The organism is Streptomyces sp. NBC_00988 (assembly GCF_045162645.1).
Taxonomy (GTDB): Bacteria; Actinomycetota; Actinomycetes; order Streptomycetales; family Streptomycetaceae; genus Streptomyces.
The window spans coordinates 3860900-3876283 of record NZ_CP108730.1; the positions used below are offsets into that span (position 1 = coordinate 3860900).

11 protein-coding genes are annotated in these 15384 nt (G+C 70.0%); 3 read left to right on the forward strand and 8 right to left on the reverse strand.

What is annotated here, in order from left to right:
• Nucleotides 1-69 precede the first annotated feature (69 nt).
• From OG496_RS17520 to OG496_RS17530, 3 genes are all read right to left on the reverse strand, one after another.
• The gene (locus OG496_RS17520) at nucleotides 70-1227 is read right to left on the reverse strand and encodes an acetyl-CoA C-acetyltransferase (protein ID WP_405971520.1); all 1158 of its coding nucleotides are present in this window, start codon (nucleotides 1225-1227) and stop codon (nucleotides 70-72) included.
• Between the two features lie 26 nt (nucleotides 1228-1253).
• Nucleotides 1254-1865, reverse strand: coding sequence for a TetR/AcrR family transcriptional regulator (locus OG496_RS17525; protein WP_366494101.1), 612 nt, complete (start codon nucleotides 1863-1865; stop codon nucleotides 1254-1256).
• A 63-nt stretch (nucleotides 1866-1928) separates the two neighbouring features.
• Nucleotides 1929-2717, reverse strand: coding sequence for an SDR family oxidoreductase (locus tag OG496_RS17530; protein ID WP_405971521.1), 789 nt, complete (start codon nucleotides 2715-2717; stop codon nucleotides 1929-1931).
• A gap of 49 nt (nucleotides 2718-2766) precedes the next feature.
• Between OG496_RS17530 and OG496_RS17535 the strand changes: the two genes are divergently transcribed.
• Nucleotides 2767-3906, forward strand: coding sequence for an acyl-CoA dehydrogenase family protein (locus tag OG496_RS17535; RefSeq protein WP_405971522.1), 1140 nt, complete (start codon nucleotides 2767-2769; stop codon nucleotides 3904-3906).
• Nucleotides 3906-5135: an acyl-CoA dehydrogenase family protein gene (locus tag OG496_RS17540; RefSeq protein WP_405971523.1), complete on the forward strand. Its 1230-nt coding sequence runs from the start codon at nucleotides 3906-3908 to the stop codon at nucleotides 5133-5135. The genes OG496_RS17535 and OG496_RS17540 overlap by 1 nt, the downstream gene beginning before the upstream one ends.
• Here OG496_RS17540 and OG496_RS17545 read toward each other — a convergent pair.
• From OG496_RS17545 to OG496_RS17555, 3 genes are read right to left on the reverse strand one after another with little or no spacing between them, the layout of a single operon-like run.
• Complete coding sequence (locus OG496_RS17545; protein ID WP_366494097.1) at nucleotides 5110-6759, reverse strand: cytochrome bc complex cytochrome b subunit; 1650 nt, start codon at nucleotides 6757-6759, stop codon at nucleotides 5110-5112. The genes OG496_RS17540 and OG496_RS17545 overlap by 26 nt on opposite strands.
• A gap of 54 nt (nucleotides 6760-6813) precedes the next feature.
• Entirely contained in the window at nucleotides 6814-7401 is a 588-nt protein-coding gene (locus tag OG496_RS17550) for a HutD family protein (protein ID WP_405971524.1), read from the reverse strand.
• Nucleotides 7398-8117, reverse strand: coding sequence for a vWA domain-containing protein (locus tag OG496_RS17555; protein WP_405971525.1), 720 nt, complete (start codon nucleotides 8115-8117; stop codon nucleotides 7398-7400). The genes OG496_RS17550 and OG496_RS17555 overlap by 4 nt, the downstream gene beginning before the upstream one ends.
• 116 nt (nucleotides 8118-8233) lie before the next feature.
• Between OG496_RS17555 and OG496_RS17560 the strand changes: the two genes are divergently transcribed.
• Nucleotides 8234-9070 (forward strand): chitosanase, encoded by an 837-nt coding sequence (locus tag OG496_RS17560; protein ID WP_405971526.1) that lies wholly within the window; start codon nucleotides 8234-8236, stop codon nucleotides 9068-9070.
• Nucleotides 9071-9178: 108 nt separating this feature from the next.
• On the opposite strand, the gene OG496_RS17565 is transcribed toward OG496_RS17560, so the two are convergent.
• Together OG496_RS17565 and gltB are read right to left on the reverse strand one after the other, a co-directional pair.
• On the reverse strand, nucleotides 9179-10642 hold the full coding sequence (locus tag OG496_RS17565; protein WP_366494094.1) for a glutamate synthase subunit beta: 1464 nt from the start codon (nucleotides 10640-10642) through the stop codon (nucleotides 9179-9181).
• Entirely contained in the window at nucleotides 10635-15230 is a 4596-nt protein-coding gene (gene gltB / locus OG496_RS17570) for a glutamate synthase large subunit (RefSeq protein ID WP_366494093.1), read from the reverse strand. Before gltB ends, OG496_RS17565 begins: the two co-directional genes overlap by 8 nt.
• Between the last annotated feature and the right edge of the window lie 154 nt (nucleotides 15231-15384).

The following is a 15384-nucleotide window of genomic DNA, read 5'->3' on the forward strand; positions in this document are numbered from 1 at the left end:
AGGGGGAGGGGGGCGGGGGGGGAGGGGCCCCCGAGGAGGGACAGGCAGCTAGGACGTGGCCCGCGTCGATCAAAGCCGTTCGATGATCGTCACGTTCGCCTGGCCGCCGCCCTCGCACATGGTCTGGAGGCCGAACCGGCCGCCGGTGCGCTCCAGTTCGTGGAGGAGGGTGGTCATGAGCTTGACGCCGGTCGCGCCGAGGGGGTGGCCGAGGGCGATCGCGCCGCCGTTGACGTTGACCTTCTCCGGGTCCGCGCCCGTCTCCTTCAGCCAGGCCAGGACGACCGGCGCGAAGGCCTCGTTGATCTCGACGAGGTCGATGGCGTCGATGGAGAGGCCGGTCTTCTTCAGGGCGTGGGCGGTGGCCGGGATGGGGGCCGAGAGCATGCGGATCGGGTCCTCGCCCCGGACGGAGAGGTGATGGACGCGGGCGCGGGGCGTCAACCCGTGTTCCCGCACCGCCCGTTCCGAGGCGAGCAGCATCGCCGCCGCGCCGTCGGAGACCTGGGAGGAGCACGCGGCGGTGATGGTGCCGCCGTCGACCACCGGTTTCAGTCCGGCCATCTTCTCCAGCGAGGTGTCCCGGCGCGGGCCCTCGTCGACCGTGACCGCGCCGTAGGCCACCGTCTCGCGTTCGAAGCGGCCCTCGTCGATCGCGCGCAGGGCACGCCGGTGCGAGCGGAGGGCGAACTCCTCCTGGTCCTGCCTGCTGATCCCCCACTTCGCGGCGATCATCTCGGCCCCGGCGAACTGGTTCACCGGCTGCGTTCCGTAGCGGGCGCGCCAGCCCTCGCTGCCCGCGAAGGGGCCGTCCGTGAGGCCGAGAGGTTCGGCGGCCTGGCGGGAGGCGAAGGCGATGGGGATGAGGGACATGTTCTGGACACCGCCCGCGACGACGAGGTCCTGGGTGCCGGACAGGACGCCCTGCGCCGCGAAGTGCACGGCCTGCTGCGAGGACCCGCACTGCCGGTCCACCGTCACGCCCGGCACCTCCTCGGGGAGCCCGGCGGCCAGCCAGGCGGTCCGCGCGATGTCCCCGGCCTGCGGTCCCACCGCGTCCAGACACCCGAAGACGACGTCCTCGACGGCGGCGGGATCGATCCCCGAGCGCGCGACCAGTTCCTTGAGCACATGCGCCCCGAGGTCGGCCGGATGCACCCCGCTCAGCCCTCCCCGGCGCCGCCCGACGGGCGTACGGACCGCTTCGACGATGTAGGCCTCGGCCATGCCAACTCCCCATCCAGACACATGAGTTACGTGCGTACGGCGATCCCGTCCAGCACCATCGACAGGTACTGCCGGGCGATCTCCTCGGCGCTGTGCTGTCCGCCCGGCCGGTACCAGGACGCGGCGACCCACACCGTGTCGCGGACGAAGCGGTAGGTGAGCCGGACGTCGAGGTCGGCCCGGAAGACCTGGGCGGCGACCCCGCGCTCCAGCGTGGACAGCCACGCCTTCTCGAACTTGCGCTGCGACTCGGCGAGGAACGCGAACCGCTCCTGCGCGACCAGGTGCTTGCTCTCCTTCTGGTAGATCGCGACGGCGGCGCGGTGCCGGTCGATCTCCCGGAACGACTCCGTGACCAGGGCCTCAAGCGTCTCCCGCGGACTCGACTCGGCGTCCAGGACGGTGTCGTAACCGCTCCACAGCTCGTCGAGGAAGGTCCGCAGGATCTCCTCCAGCATCGATTCCTTGGAGTCGAAGTGGTAGTAGAGGCTGCCCGCGAGCATGCCCGCGTGGTCGGCGATCTTCCGTACGGTGGTGGCGTTGTACCCCTGCTCGGCGAAGACCTCGGCCGCCGTGTCGAGGAGTTCACGGCGGCGGGCCGGAGCGGCGGTCACCGGGGGTTTCTTCTTGGTCGGCACGGACCCATTGTCGTGCCCCGGCCCCGGCCTCCCGCGCGGCCCCTCGCCCGCACCCTCGCGCCGCTACGCATGCTGACTGCTCACGGAGACGACCTCGCCGGTCATGTACGAGGAGTAGTCCGAGGCCAGGAACACGATCACGTTGGCCACCTCCCAGGGCTCCGCGTACCGCCCGAAGGCCTCGCGCGCGGTGAGTTCGGCCAGCAGCTCGGGCGTCGTCACCTTCACGAGGTGCGGGTGCATGGCGAGGCTCGGCGACACGGCGTTGATCCGCACCCCGTACTCGGCGGCCTCGATCGCCGCGCACCGGGTCAGCGCCATCACGCCCGCCTTGGCCGCCGCGTAGTGCGCCTGCCCGGCCTGGGCGCGCCAGCCGACGACGGAGGCGTTGTTGACGATCACCCCGCCGCCGCTCCCGCGCATGGCGCGCAGGGCTGCCCGGGTGCACCGGAACGTGCCGTTCAAGGTCACGTCCAGCACCTTCGACCACTGCTCGTCGGTCATGTCGACGAGGTCCGAAGTGCCGCCCAGGCCCGCGTTGTTGACGACGACGTCGAGGCGTCCGTGCGCGGCGACGGCCGCGTCGAACAAAGCCTGCACCTGCGCCTCGTCGGTGACATCGCACGGCAGCGCGGCGACCGACTCCGCCCCGAACTCCCCGGCCAGCTCGGCCTCGTACTCCTTCAGCCGTCGCGTGTGCGCGTCGCTGATGAGCACGCGCGCGCCCTCTTCCAGGAAGCGGCGCGCGGTGGCCCCGCCGATGCCCGCGCCGGCGGCGGCGGTGACGACGGCGGTGCGCCCCTTCAGCAGCCCGTGCCCGGGGACGTATGCCGGACTCTCGACGCCTGTCATACGGCCACGCTAACCTACCAAACACTTGTTAGGGAAGGATGGGCGGTCAATGGACCTGGACTTCACGCCCGGCCAGGAGGCGTTCCGTGCCGAGGCCCGCGCCTGGCTGCACGCGCATGTGCCGACCGTCCCGCTCCCCTCCCTGGAAACGGCCGACGGCTTCGCCGCGCACCGCGTCTGGGAGGCCCAACTCGCAGCGGACCGTTGGTCGGTGGTGTCCTGGCCGGAGGAGTACGGCGGCCGGGGCGTGGACATCGTGCGGTGGCTGGTCTTCGAGGAGGAGTACTACGCGGCGGGCGCGCCGGGACGGGTCGGCCAGAACGGCATCAACCTGCTCGCCCCGACCCTCTTCGACCACGGCACGCGCGAGCAACGCGCGCGTGTGCTGCCCTCGATGGCGACCGGCGAGGTGGTGTGGGCGCAGGCGTGGTCGGAACCGGAGGCGGGATCCGACCTCGCGTCCCTCACCTCGCGCGCGGTGCGCACCGGCGGGGGCTGGCTGCTGAGCGGCCAGAAGACGTGGTCGTCGCGGGCGGCCTTCGCGGACCGCGCGTTCGGCCTGTTCCGCAGCGAGCCGGACACCCCGAAGCCCCATCAGGGCCTCACCTACCTGATGTTCGACCTGCGCGCGCCCGGCGTCACGGTCCGCCCGATCGGCCGTCTGGACGGCAAACCGGCGTTCGCGGAGCTGTTCCTGGACGAGGTGTTCGTCCCCGACGAGGACGTCATCGGCGAGCCGGGCCAGGGCTGGCGGGTCGCCATGTCGACCGCGGGCAACGAACGCGGGCTCACTCTCCGCTCCCCCGGCCGTTTCCTCGCCGCCGCCGACCGCCTCCTCAACCTCTGGCGGGCGCAAGGCAGTTCGCAGGAGATGCGCGACCAGGTGGCCGACGCCGTGATCGGCGCCCGCGCCTACCAGCTCTTCACCTACGCCAACGCCTCCCGCTTCCTCGACGGCGAGTCCATCGGCCCGGAGTCCAGCCTGAACAAGGTCTTCTGGTCCGAGTACGACATCGCGCTGCACGAGACGGCCCTCGAACTGCTGGGTGATGAGGGCGAGTTGGCGGACACCGACTGGGCCGAGGGTTATGTCTTCTCCCTCGCGGGCCCCATCTACGCCGGTACGAACGAGATCCAGCGCGACATCATCGCCGAGCGCCTGCTCGGCCTGCCGAAGGGCCGCCGCTGATGCGCTTCCTCCTCGACCCCGAACAGCGGGCGTTCGCCGACTCGTTGAACGCGATGCTGCCGGCGGCGGACACTCCGTCGGTCGTACGGGCGTGGAGTCGCGGCGAGCATGCGAGCGGGCGGGCGCTGTGGCGCCGTATCGCCGGGGCCGGGGTGTTCGCGCTTGCGGTGCCGGAGACGTACGAGGGGTTGGGACCCCGGCCGGTCGAACTCGCCGTGGCGTTCGTCGAGTTGGGGCGGCACGCGGTTCCGGGGCCGCTGGTCGAGACGGTCGCGGCGGCGACGCTGCTGGCCGCCCTGGACGACTCCGCGCCGGCCAAGCGGCTGTTGCCCGCACTGGCCTCCGGCGAGTCGACGGCAACGCTGGCGACGGGGCGGTACGCGCTGGACGCGGACATCGCGGACGTACGGCTGACGGCCCGGGCGGCGAGGGCGGCACGGGGCCCGATGGGACAGGCCGCGGCAGAGCCGGTCGTAGAAGCTGAGGCGGCGGACCAGTCGACGTTCGGAGAAAACACGTCGACGTCCGGAGGAGGCAGGTCGGCGTCCAGAGAAGGCGCGTCGGCGTCCGAGGCAGGCGGGTCGGCGGCGGAGTCGCGGCTCGCCCTCCCGCCCCGTGACGCGCTCCCGCCCGGTGACGCACCCCCGGCGGCCGAGTTGCGGCTCGCTCCCCCGCCCGGCCGTGCGCCCTCGGCGGCCGGGCCGCACGCGTCCCTCGACCCCGCCCGCCGCCTCTTCCCCACCCCCACCGGCGGTGAACTCCTCGCTGTCGGCCCGCATGTGACCGTCGCCGTCGCCCACGCCCTCACCTGGGCCCGCCTCGCCACCGCCGCCCAAGCTCTCGGTGTCGGGCTCGCGTTGCTCGACAGGACCGTGGCCTACGTCAAGCAGCGCACCCAATTCGGGGTTCCCATCGGCTCGTTCCAGGCCGTCAAGCATCAACTGGCCGATGTGAAGATCGCGTTGGAGTTCGCGCGCCCGCTGCTCTTCGGCGCCGCGCTCACCATGACGGAGTCGGACGTGGCCGCGGCGAAGGTCACGGCGTGCGAGGCGGCGTACAGGGCCGCCCGTACGGCGCTTCAACTGCACGGTGCGATCGGTTACACCGCCGAGTACGACCTGTCCCTGTGGCTGACCAAGGCCCGTGCCCTGCGCGCGAGTTGGGGCAGCCCGGGCGAGTGCCGGGCCGCCGTGCTCAGTGGCTTCAGTGGTGGTGGTCGCCGCTCGTGAGTTCCTTGTACTCCTCCACCGTCGGCTTCGCGATCCGTGTCTCCGGCCCGAACATCGCCTTGGCGAGGCGGGCCCGTACCCGCTGTCCGCCCTTGACCTGCCGCTCGACGCCGTTCGTGTCGACGAGCGGGCCGATCGCGTACGGCGGTTCCTGTTCGTGCTGGGTGAGCCTGAACCGCTCGTCCGGGGTGAGGGGTTCGTGGACCTCGACGTACTCGCCGTGCGGCAGCATCTTGATGAGGCCTGACTCGCGGCCGTGCAACACCTTGTCCCGGTCCCGGCGTTGGAGTCCCATGCAGACCCGTTTGGTGACGATGAAGGCGGCCACCGGCATCACGAAGAACGAGATCCGCACGAACCAGGTGATCGCGTTGATCGACAGGTTCAGATGCGTGGCCACGACGTCGTTGCCGCCGCCGATCAGCAGCACCGCGTACAGGCTCAGCCAGGCCACCCCGAGTCCGGTGCGCACGGGCATGTTGCGCGGCCGGTCCAGGATGTGGTGTTCGCGTTTGTCGCCGGTGATCCAGGCCTCGATGAAGGGGTAGGCGCCGATGGCGGCGAGGATCAGCGGGAAGAGGGTGAAGGGGATGAAGACGCCCAACTCCAGTGTGTGGCCCCAGGCGTTGAGCTCCCATCCCGGCATCACCCGGATCAGTCCCTCGGAGAAGCCGAGGTACCAGTCGGGCTGGGCTCCGGTCGTCACCAGGTCCGGCCGGTACGGTCCGAAGGCCCACACGGGGTTGATGCTGGCGATCCCGCCCATGATCGCGAGGACGCCGAAGACGAGGAAGAAGAAGCCGCCCGCCTTGGCCATGTAGACGGGCAGGAACGGCATGCCGACCACGGACTTCTGGTTGTGTCCGGGCCCGGGATACATGGTGTGCTTGTGGTAGAAGACCAGGATCAGGTGCGCGACCACCAGGCCCAGCATGATCCCCGGCAGCAGCAGGACATGGACCGGGAAGAGCCGCGAGATGATGTCGTGCCCCGGGAACTCCCCGCCGAACAGGAACATCGACATGTACGTGCCGACGATGGGCACGGACAGGATCGCGCCGTCCGCGAAGCGGATGCCGGTGCCGGACAGCAGGTCGTCGGGGAGCGAGTAGCCGGTCAGTCCGGTGATGATGCCGAGGAACAACAGGGTCCAGCCGAACACCCAGTTGATCTCGCGCGGCTTGCGGAACGCGCCGGTGAAGAACACCCGCATCATGTGGATGAGCATGCCGGCGATGAACACGACGGCCGCCCAGTGGTGGATCTGCCGGATCAGCAGCCCGCCGCGCACGTCGAAGCTGATGTCGAGCGTGGACTCGAAGGCCCGGGTCATCGGGATGCCGTTCAACGGCGCGTACGAACCGTGGTAGATGACCTCGACGCCGCTGGGTTCGAAGAACAGGGTGAGATAGATGCCGGTGAGGATCAGGATGATGAAGCTGTAGAGGCAGATCTCGCCCAACATGAAGGACCAGTGGTCCGGGAAGACCTTGCGCATATTGGACTTGGCGATCCCGTACAGCCCGAGCCGCCCGTCCGCCCAGTCGGCGAGCTTCTCCCCTTTTCCGGCCTCGGCCGGCCGTGCACCGCCTGCCGTGCCGTTCACCGTTCGTGCGCCGTCCATACGTTCGTCGCCCTCCCCGTCCGGATCACCCCACAGGGTGTCACGGGGGCCGGGCTAAGCCAACGGTGCGTCAGCAGGCAATGACAGCCCGATCACGGCGGTACGACCCCGCGCGTGCAGCACCGCCTCCTCATCGCCCAACTGCACGGCGTCGTACGGCCCAAGAGTCGTTCCGGCCACCTCGGCGGTGCCGTCGAGCGCCACCACCAGGGTGCCCGCGCGCAGGGGCAGCCGCCCTTGGACCACGGCGACCGTGGGGGTCGTAGAACCCGTCGTAGAAGCTGCCGCAGGACCCGCGCCCCGGCGCCACATGACGTTGAGGTTGACGACCGGCCCGTCCAGCAGCCGACAGTCGGTCGGTACGTCGCCTCTGAAGTCCCGTGGAACGTAACGGGTGTTGACGAGGTGCCGTTCACCGCCGACGGTGAGGTCCATGCCGGCGCCCTCGACGACGGTCAGGGTGCGGTCGACCTCCGGAAAGGCCGAGAACGGCCCGTCCGCCGCGACCTCGGCGAGGCTCACCCGCCACGCGAAGGCGTCCATGCCCGCGCCCTCGGGCCAGGCGGCGATCTCGCGGGTCACACCGCCACCGTTCTTCCAGGGCACGGCAGTTCGGGCCGAGGCGGGCAGGACGCGGGTCACTGGACGAACCCCCGCTCCCGTGCGGCCGCCAGCCACTGCGGGAACTCGCCCACCAGCCGGTCGTAGAGCTCCGCGTCGGACATCCTCAGCGGATCCGAACCGGCGTGGAAGAAGCCCGCGTTGTCGACCTCCCGCTTCTGCGGCACCGCCAACTCGTCCAGTTTGCGCAGGAATTCGAACTGCTTGCTCTTCGCGTCGCCGAACCCGACGAACTGCCAGAACAGCGGGAGCTTCGCCGCCTTGCACAAGTACCGTTCCGCGGCGAGCTTGTTGATGGGTCCGCCGTCGGTCTGGAAGACGACCAGGGCGGGATCCTTGGCGCCGCTGTCGAGGTAGTGGTCGATGACAGCGTCCATGGCCAGGTGGTAACTGGTCTTGCCCATGTGCCCGAGCCCGGCCACGATCCGCTCGATACGCCCCTGGTGGTCGGCGAGGGCGATGTCCGTGACGGCGTCGACGTCGGTCGAGAAGAATATGACCGGCACGGTTCCGTCGTCGTCGAGGTGTGCCGACAGGCCCAACACCCGGTCGGCGAGCGCCTGCACGCTGCCGTCCTTGTAGTACGGCTTCATGGAGCCCGAGTAGTCGACCACGAGATAGACGGCGGCCCGCTGTCCGTCCAGGCCGTGCTTGCGCAGCGAGACCCCGGCGCTCTTGTACAGGCTGACCAGCGCGGGCGCGGTCTCCTCGACCTTGCTGAGAGAGATCGCGGCCACAGGGGCTCCCTTCGGATCACGGCGAAAGGACCGAGGTTACGCCACGGAGGTCAGGCATTCGCAATGTCCCCCCAACCCCCGGAATAAGGGACGTAACCGCACTTACGCTGGGCCCCATGAAACGCGCCGGCGTCCTGATGCTCGCCGCCGTGCCCGTCGCCATCGCCGCGACGGCCTACGGCTTCTCGTCCACCGCCCACACCGACCCGCGGTCCGCGCACCCGTCCGCCGCGACCCAGCGCAGAGCACCCGAGGGCCTGGCCGCGCCGGCCATGAAGAACCTCGCCCAGGAGCTGGTGGCCAGCGCCGAGAACTCCACCCTCGACTGGCGCAGCGCGTACGCCTACATCCAGGACATCGGCGACGGACAGGGCTACACGGCGGGCATCATCGGCTTCTGCACCGGCACCCACGACCTGCTCGTCCTGGTCGAGCGCTACACCGCGGCCCACCCCGGCAACGGCCTCGCCCGTTACCTCCCCGCCCTGCGCAAGGTCGACGGCACGGCCTCCCACGAGGGCCTGGACCCCGGCTTCCAGGCCGCGTGGCGCGCCGAGGCGAAGGTCCCCGCCTTCCAGGCTGCCCAGGACGCGGAGCGCGACCGCATCTACTTCGACCCGGCGGTCAGCACCGCCAAGCGCGACGGCCTCGGCCCGCTCGGCCAGTTCATCTACTACGACGCGATCGTCTTCCACGGCCCCGGCACGGACGGCTTCTACGGCATCCGGGAGCGCGCGATGCGGCAGGCGAAGACCCCGGCCGAAGGCGGCTCCGAGAAGGCCTACTTGAGCGCCTTCCTCGACGTCCGCCGCGCCACCATGCGGGCCAAGCACCCCGGCATCGACACCACCCGCGTCGACACGGCCCAGCGGAAGTTCCTGGAGGAGGGGAACCTCAGCCTCCACACACCGCTGGTGTGGAAGGTGTACGGCGAGACGTACAAGGTGCCCTGAACATACGGCGACGCCTGCCGGGTCCGGTCGGGGACAAGGCAGGCGCCGTCTCGTGCTCCGCACGCCTTTGTGCGGACGTCTTTTGATGAACCGTCAGACCGTGAACCGTCAGACCATGAGCGGGCGGTCCGTCGGCCGGATCGGGGCCGGGAGTTCGCTGACGCCCGTCAGGAAGCGGTCGACGCCGCGCGCGGCCGAGCGGCCCTCCGCGATCGCCCAGACGATGAGGGACTGGCCGCGGCCCGCGTCACCGGCGACGAAGACGCCGGGGACGTTGGTCTGGAAGTCGGCGTCGCGGGCGATGTTGCCGCGCTCGTCGAGGCCCAGGGCGAACTGGTCGACGAGGCCGTTCTCGCGGTCGGGGCCGGTGAACCCCATGGCCAGGGTGACCAGTTGGGCGGGGATCTTGCGCTCCGTGCCCGGCTTCTGGGTCAGCTTGCCCGCGACGAACTCGACCTCGACGAGGTGCAGCCACTGGACGTTGCCGTCCTCGTCGCCCTCGAAGTGGGTGGTGTTGACGGAGTAGACCCGCTCACCGCCCTCCTCGTGCGCGGAGGTCACCTTGTAGAGCATCGGGAAGGTCGGCCAGGGCTGCGCGACCGCGTTCCGCTCGTCGCCCGGGCGGGGCATGATCTCCAACTGCGTGACGGAGGCGGCCCCTTGGCGGTGCGCCGTACCCACACAGTCCGCGCCGGTGTCGCCGCCGCCGATGACGACGACGTGCTTGCCCTCGGCCGAGATCGGGGCGGTGACGTAGTCGCCTTCCTGGACCTTGTTCGAGAGGGGCAAGTACTCCATCGCCTGGTAGACGCCGGTCAACTCCCGTCCGGGGACGGGGAGATCACGCGCGGTCGTGGACCCGGCGGCGATGACGACCGCGTCGTAGCGCTTGCGGAGGTCGGTGGCCTTGAGGTCGCGGCCGATCTCGATGCCGGTGCGGAAGCGGGTGCCCTCCGCGCGCATCTGCTCGATACGGCGGTTGATGTGCCGCTTCTCCATCTTGAACTCGGGGATGCCGTACCGGAGAAGGCCCCCGATGCGGTCCGCGCGCTCGTAGACGGCGACGGTGTGGCCGGCCCGGGTGAGCTGCTGGGCGGCGGCGAGGCCCGCCGGGCCCGAGCCGATGACCGCGACGGTCTTGCCGGAGAGGCGCTCGGGGGCCTGCGGGGCGACGTCGCCGGTCTCCCACGCCTTGTCGATGATGGAGACCTCGACGTTCTTGATGGTGACCGGCGGCTGGTTGATGCCCAGCACGCAGGCCGCCTCGCACGGCGCGGGGCACAACCGCCCGGTGAACTCAGGGAAGTTGTTGGTGGCGTGGAGGCGCTCCGACGCGGCCGTCCAGTCCTCGCGGTAGGCGTAGTCGTTCCACTCGGGGATGAGGTTCCCCAGCGGACAGCCGTTGTGGCAGAACGGGATACCGCAGTCCATGCAGCGGCTGGCCTGCTTGCCGATGATCGGCAGCAGCGAACCGGGAACGTAGACCTCGTTCCAGTCCTTGAGACGGACGTCCACGGGGCGGGAGGTGGCGACCTCGCGCCCGTGGTTCAGAAAGCCCTTCGGGTCAGCCATTGATCGCCGCCTCCATCATCTTCTCGGTGATCTCGGTCTCGGAGAGACCCGCTCGCTCGGCGGCGTCCTTGGCGGCGAGCACTGCCTTGTACGCACTGGGGATGATCTTGCTGAAGCGGTCCACGGAGACGGCCCACTCGGCGAGCAGCTTCTCGGCGACCGTCGAGGCGGTCTCCTCGGCGTGCCGGCGCACCACGTCGTGCAGCCACTGCTTGTCGTCCTCGTCCAACTCCCCTACGGCGCCCGCGTTTCCGACGTTGACGTTGTCGGGGTTCAGGTCGATGACGTAGGCGATGCCGCCGGACATGCCCGCCGCGAAGTTGCGGCCGGTCTCGCCCAGGACGACCGCCCGGCCGCCGGTCATGTACTCGCAGCCGTGGTCGCCCACACCCTCGGAGACCACTGTGGCACCGGAGTTGCGGACACAGAACCGCTCGCCGGTACGACCGCGCAGGAACAGTTCGCCGCCGGTCGCGCCGTAGGCGATGGTGTTGCCCGCGATGGTGGAGAACTCGGCGAGGTGGTCGGCGCCCCGGTCGGGGCGGACGATGACCCGGCCGCCCGAAAGGCCCTTGCCGACATAGTCGTTGGCGTCGCCCTCCAGGCGCAGCGTGACACCGCGCGGGAGGAAGGCGCCGAAGGACTGGCCGGCGCTGCCGGTGAAGGTGATGTCGATGGTGTCGTCGGGCAGGCCCGCACCGCCGAACTTCTTCGTCACCTCGTGGCCGAGCATCGTGCCGACCGTGCGGTTGATGTTACGGATCGCGACCTGCGCGCGGACCGGCTGGGCGTCGGTGGCGCTGGACGCGGCCAGGGCGTCGGCGGCGAGCTTGATCAGCTCGTTGTCGAGCGCCTTCTCCAGGCCGTGGTCCTGCTTGATGACCTGGTGGAGGGCTGCGCCGTCCGGGAGTTCGGGGACGTAGAAGAGGGGGGCCAGGTCGAGGCCCTGCGCCTTCCAGTGGTCCACGGCTCGCTCGACATCCAGCGTTCCCGCCTTGCCGACGGCTTCCTCGATGGTGCGGAAGCCCAGCTCGGCGAGGATCTCGCGGACCTCTTCGGCGATGAACTGGAAGAAGTTCACGACGTATTCGGCCTTGCCGGCGAACCGGTCGCGGAGCACCGGGTTCTGGGTGGCGATGCCGACCGGGCAGGTGTCGAGGTGGCAGACGCGCATCATGACGCAGCCGGAGACGACGAGCGGCGCGGTCGCGAAACCGAACTCCTCGGCGCCGAGCAGCGCGGCGATGACGACGTCACGGCCGGTCTTCAGCTGACCGTCGGTCTGGACGACGATCCGGTCGCGAAGTCCGTTGAGCAGCAAGGTCTGTTGGGTCTCGGCGAGCCCCAACTCCCAAGGTCCACCGGCGTGCTTGAGAGACGTGAGCGGGGACGCGCCCGTACCGCCGTCGTGGCCGGAGATGAGGACGACGTCCGCGTGCGCCTTGGACACACCCGCGGCGACCGTGCCGACACCGACCTCCGAGACCAGCTTCACGTGGATCCGCGCCTGCGGGTTCGCGTTCTTCAGGTCGTGGATCAGCTGGGCGAGGTCTTCGATGGAGTAGATGTCGTGGTGCGGCGGCGGCGAGATGAGGCCGACACCGGGGGTCGAGTGACGCGTCTTCGCGACCCACGGGTAGACCTTGTGGCCGGGCAGCTGGCCGCCCTCGCCGGGCTTGGCGCCCTGGGCCATCTTGATCTGGATGTCGTCCGCGTTGACCAGGTACTCGGAGGTCACGCCGAAGCGGCCGGAGGCGACCTGCTTGATGGCGCTGCGCCGGGCCGGGTCGTAGAGCCGGTCCGCGTCCTCGCCGCCCTCACCGGTGTTGGACTTGCCGCCCAGCTGGTTCATGGCGATGGCGAGCGTCTCGTGCGCCTCCAGGGAGATGGAGCCGTAGGACATGGCGCCGGTGGAGAAGCGCTTGACGATCTCGGAGACGGGCTCGACCTCGTCGATGGAGATCGACGGGCGGTCCGACTTGAAGCCGAAGAGGCCGCGCAGCGTCATCAGCCGCTCGGACTGCTCGTTCACGCGGTCCGTGTACTTCTTGAAGATGTCGTAGCGGTTGGTGCGCGTCGAGTGCTGGAGGCGGAAGACCGTCTCCGGGTCGAACAGGTGCGGCTCGCCCTCGCGGCGCCACTGGTACTCGCCGCCTATGTCGAGGGCGCGGTGCGCGGGCGCGATGCCGCTCGCGGGGTACGCCTTCGCGTGCCGGGCGGCGACCTCCTTGGCGATGACGTCGATGCCGACGCCGCCGATCTTGGTGGCCGTACCGCTGAAGTAGCTGTTGACGAACTGCTCGTCCAGGCCGACCGCTTCGAAGACCTGGGCGCCCCGGTAGGAGGCGACGGTCGAGATGCCCATCTTGGACATGACCTTGAGGACGCCCTTGCCGAGCGCGTAGATCAGGTTGCGGATGGCCTGCTCGGCCTCGATGTCGGTGAGGAACGTGCCGGCGCGGACGAGGTCCTCGACGGACTCCATCGCGAGGTACGGGTTGACGGCCGCGGCGCCGAAGCCGATGAGCAGGGCGACGTGGTGGACCTCGCGGACGTCACCGGCCTCCACCAGCAGGCCCACCTGGGTGCGCTGCTTGGTGCGGATGAGGTGGTGGTGGACGGCGGCGGTGAGCAGCAGCGAGGGGATCGGCGCGTGTTCGGCGTCGGAGTGCCGGTCCGAGAGGACGATCAGGCGGGCGCCGTTCTCGATCGCGGCGTCGGCCTCGGTGCAGATCTCGGCGAGGCGGGCGGCGAGGGAGTCGCCGCCGCCGGAGACCCGGTACAGGCCGGAGAGGGTCGCGGCCTTCATGCCGGGCATGTCGCCGTCGGCGTTGATGTGGATGAGCTTGGCCAGCTCGTCGTTGTCGATCACCGGGAAGGGCAGGGTGACGCTACGACAGGATGCGGCCGTCGGCTCCAGCAGGTTGCTCGCCGGGCCGAGGGACGAGCGCAGGGAGGTCACGAGCTCTTCCCTGATCGCGTCCAGCGGCGGGTTGGTGACCTGCGCGAACAGCTGCGTGAAGTAGTCGAAGAGCAGCCGCGGACGGGCGGACAGCGCGGCGATCGGCGAGTCGGTGCCCATCGAACCGATGGGCTCGGCACCGGCCTTGGCCATCGGCGCGAGGATGACGCGCAGCTCCTCCTCGGTGTAGCCGAAGGTCTGCTGGCGGCGGGTGACCGAGGCGTGGGTGTGCACGATGTGCTCACGCTCGGGCAGGTCGGACAGCTCGATCTCACCGGCTTCGAGCCAGTCGGTGTACGGCTTCTCGGCGGCGAGGCCGGCCTTGATCTCGTCGTCCTCGATGATGCGGTGCTCGGCGGTGTCCACGAGGAACATGCGGCCGGGCTGGAGGCGGCCCTTGCGGACGACCTTCGCGGGGTCGATGTCGAGGACGCCGACCTCGGAGCCGAGGACGACGAGGCCCTCGTCGGTGACCCAGTACCGGCCGGGGCGCAGGCCGTTGCGGTCGAGGACCGCGCCGACCTGGGTGCCGTCGGTGAAGGTGACACAGGCCGGGCCGTCCCAGGGTTCCATCATCGTGGCGTGGAACTGGTAGAAGGCGCGGCGGGCCGGGTCCATGGAGTCGTGGTTCTCCCACGCCTCCGGGATCATCATCAGCACGGAGTGCGGCAGCGACCGCCCACCGAGGTGGAGCAGTTCGAGCACCTCGTCGAAGGACGCGGAGTCGGAGGCCTCGGGCGTGCAGATCGGGAAGATCCGGTCGATCTTCTCCTGGTCGCCGAACAGGTCGGAGGCGATCTGGGACTCGCGGGCCGCCATCCAGTTGCGGTTGCCCTTGACCGTGTTGATCTCGCCGTTGTGCGCGACGAAGCGGTACGGGTGGGCGAGCGGCCACGACGGGAAGGTGTTCGTGGAGAACCGGGAGTGCACGAGGGAGATCGCGGAGGCGAAGCGCCGGTCGGACAGGTCCGGGAAGAAGGGCTCCAGCTGACCGGTGGTGAGCATGCCCTTGTAGACGATGGTCCGCGCGGACAGCGACGGGAAGTAGACGCCGGCCTCGCGCTCGGCGCGCTTGCGCAGCGCGAAGGCCTTGCGGTCGAGGTCGATGCCCTGGCTCTGCCCGTCGCTCACGAAGAGCTGACGGAAGAGCGGCATGGTGGAGCGGGCCGTGGCACCGAGGAGTTCGGGCGCGGTCGGAACCTCACGCCACCCGAGCACCGTGAGGCCTTCTTCTACGGCGATCGTCTCAACCTGCGAGACGATCGCGTCGGCGCCGTCCTCGGGCAGGAAGGCGATGCCGACCGCGTATCCACCGGCGGCGGGCAGGTCGAATCCGGCCACCTCGCGGAGGAAGGCGTCCGGCACCTGGGACAGGATGCCCGCGCCGTCGCCGGAGTCGGGCTCGGCACCTGTCGCACCGCGGTGCTCCAGGTTGCGCAGCACGGTGAGCGCCTGCTCGACCAGCGCGTGGCTCGCCTCGCCGGTGAGGGTGGCCACGAAGCCGACGCCACAGGCGTCGTGCTCGTTGCGGGGGTCGTACATACCCTGCGCGGCAGGGCGAGCATCCATGAAGGACCAGTTCTGGCCATTCGCGGTGTGCTGGGACGGCTGGCGCGGCGTACGCATCGGCTCTCCCGTCGTCGTCGTGGCATATGCATGGGCATAGGGACGACGTTGGCCCTCTGCGAGTTAGCGCAAAATTTCGTGCAGGTTACATGATGGAACGGTTCTCGGGAACCGGATACTCCGTTCCAACATGCGGACGCCACGGGGTCGCGGC

Excerpts from the sequence above, each read along its gene's own strand:
- OG496_RS17520 (WP_405971520.1), bottom strand. The coding sequence starts at position 1,227 with ATGGCCGAGGCCTACATCGTCGAAGCGGTCCGTACGCCCGTCGGGCGG.
- OG496_RS17530 (WP_405971521.1), bottom strand. The coding sequence starts at position 2,717 with ATGACAGGCGTCGAGAGTCCGGCATACGTCCCCGGGCACGGGCTGCTG.
- OG496_RS17535 (WP_405971522.1), top strand. The coding sequence starts at position 2,767 with ATGGACCTGGACTTCACGCCCGGCCAGGAGGCGTTCCGTGCCGAGGCC.
- OG496_RS17540 (WP_405971523.1), top strand. The coding sequence starts at position 3,906 with ATGCGCTTCCTCCTCGACCCCGAACAGCGGGCGTTCGCCGACTCGTTG.
- OG496_RS17545 (WP_366494097.1), bottom strand. The coding sequence starts at position 6,759 with ATGGACGGCGCACGAACGGTGAACGGCACGGCAGGCGGTGCACGGCCG.
- OG496_RS17560 (WP_405971526.1), top strand. The coding sequence starts at position 8,234 with ATGAAACGCGCCGGCGTCCTGATGCTCGCCGCCGTGCCCGTCGCCATC.
- OG496_RS17565 (WP_366494094.1), bottom strand. The coding sequence starts at position 10,642 with ATGGCTGACCCGAAGGGCTTTCTGAACCACGGGCGCGAGGTCGCCACC.
- gltB (WP_366494093.1), bottom strand. The coding sequence starts at position 15,230 with ATGCGTACGCCGCGCCAGCCGTCCCAGCACACCGCGAATGGCCAGAAC.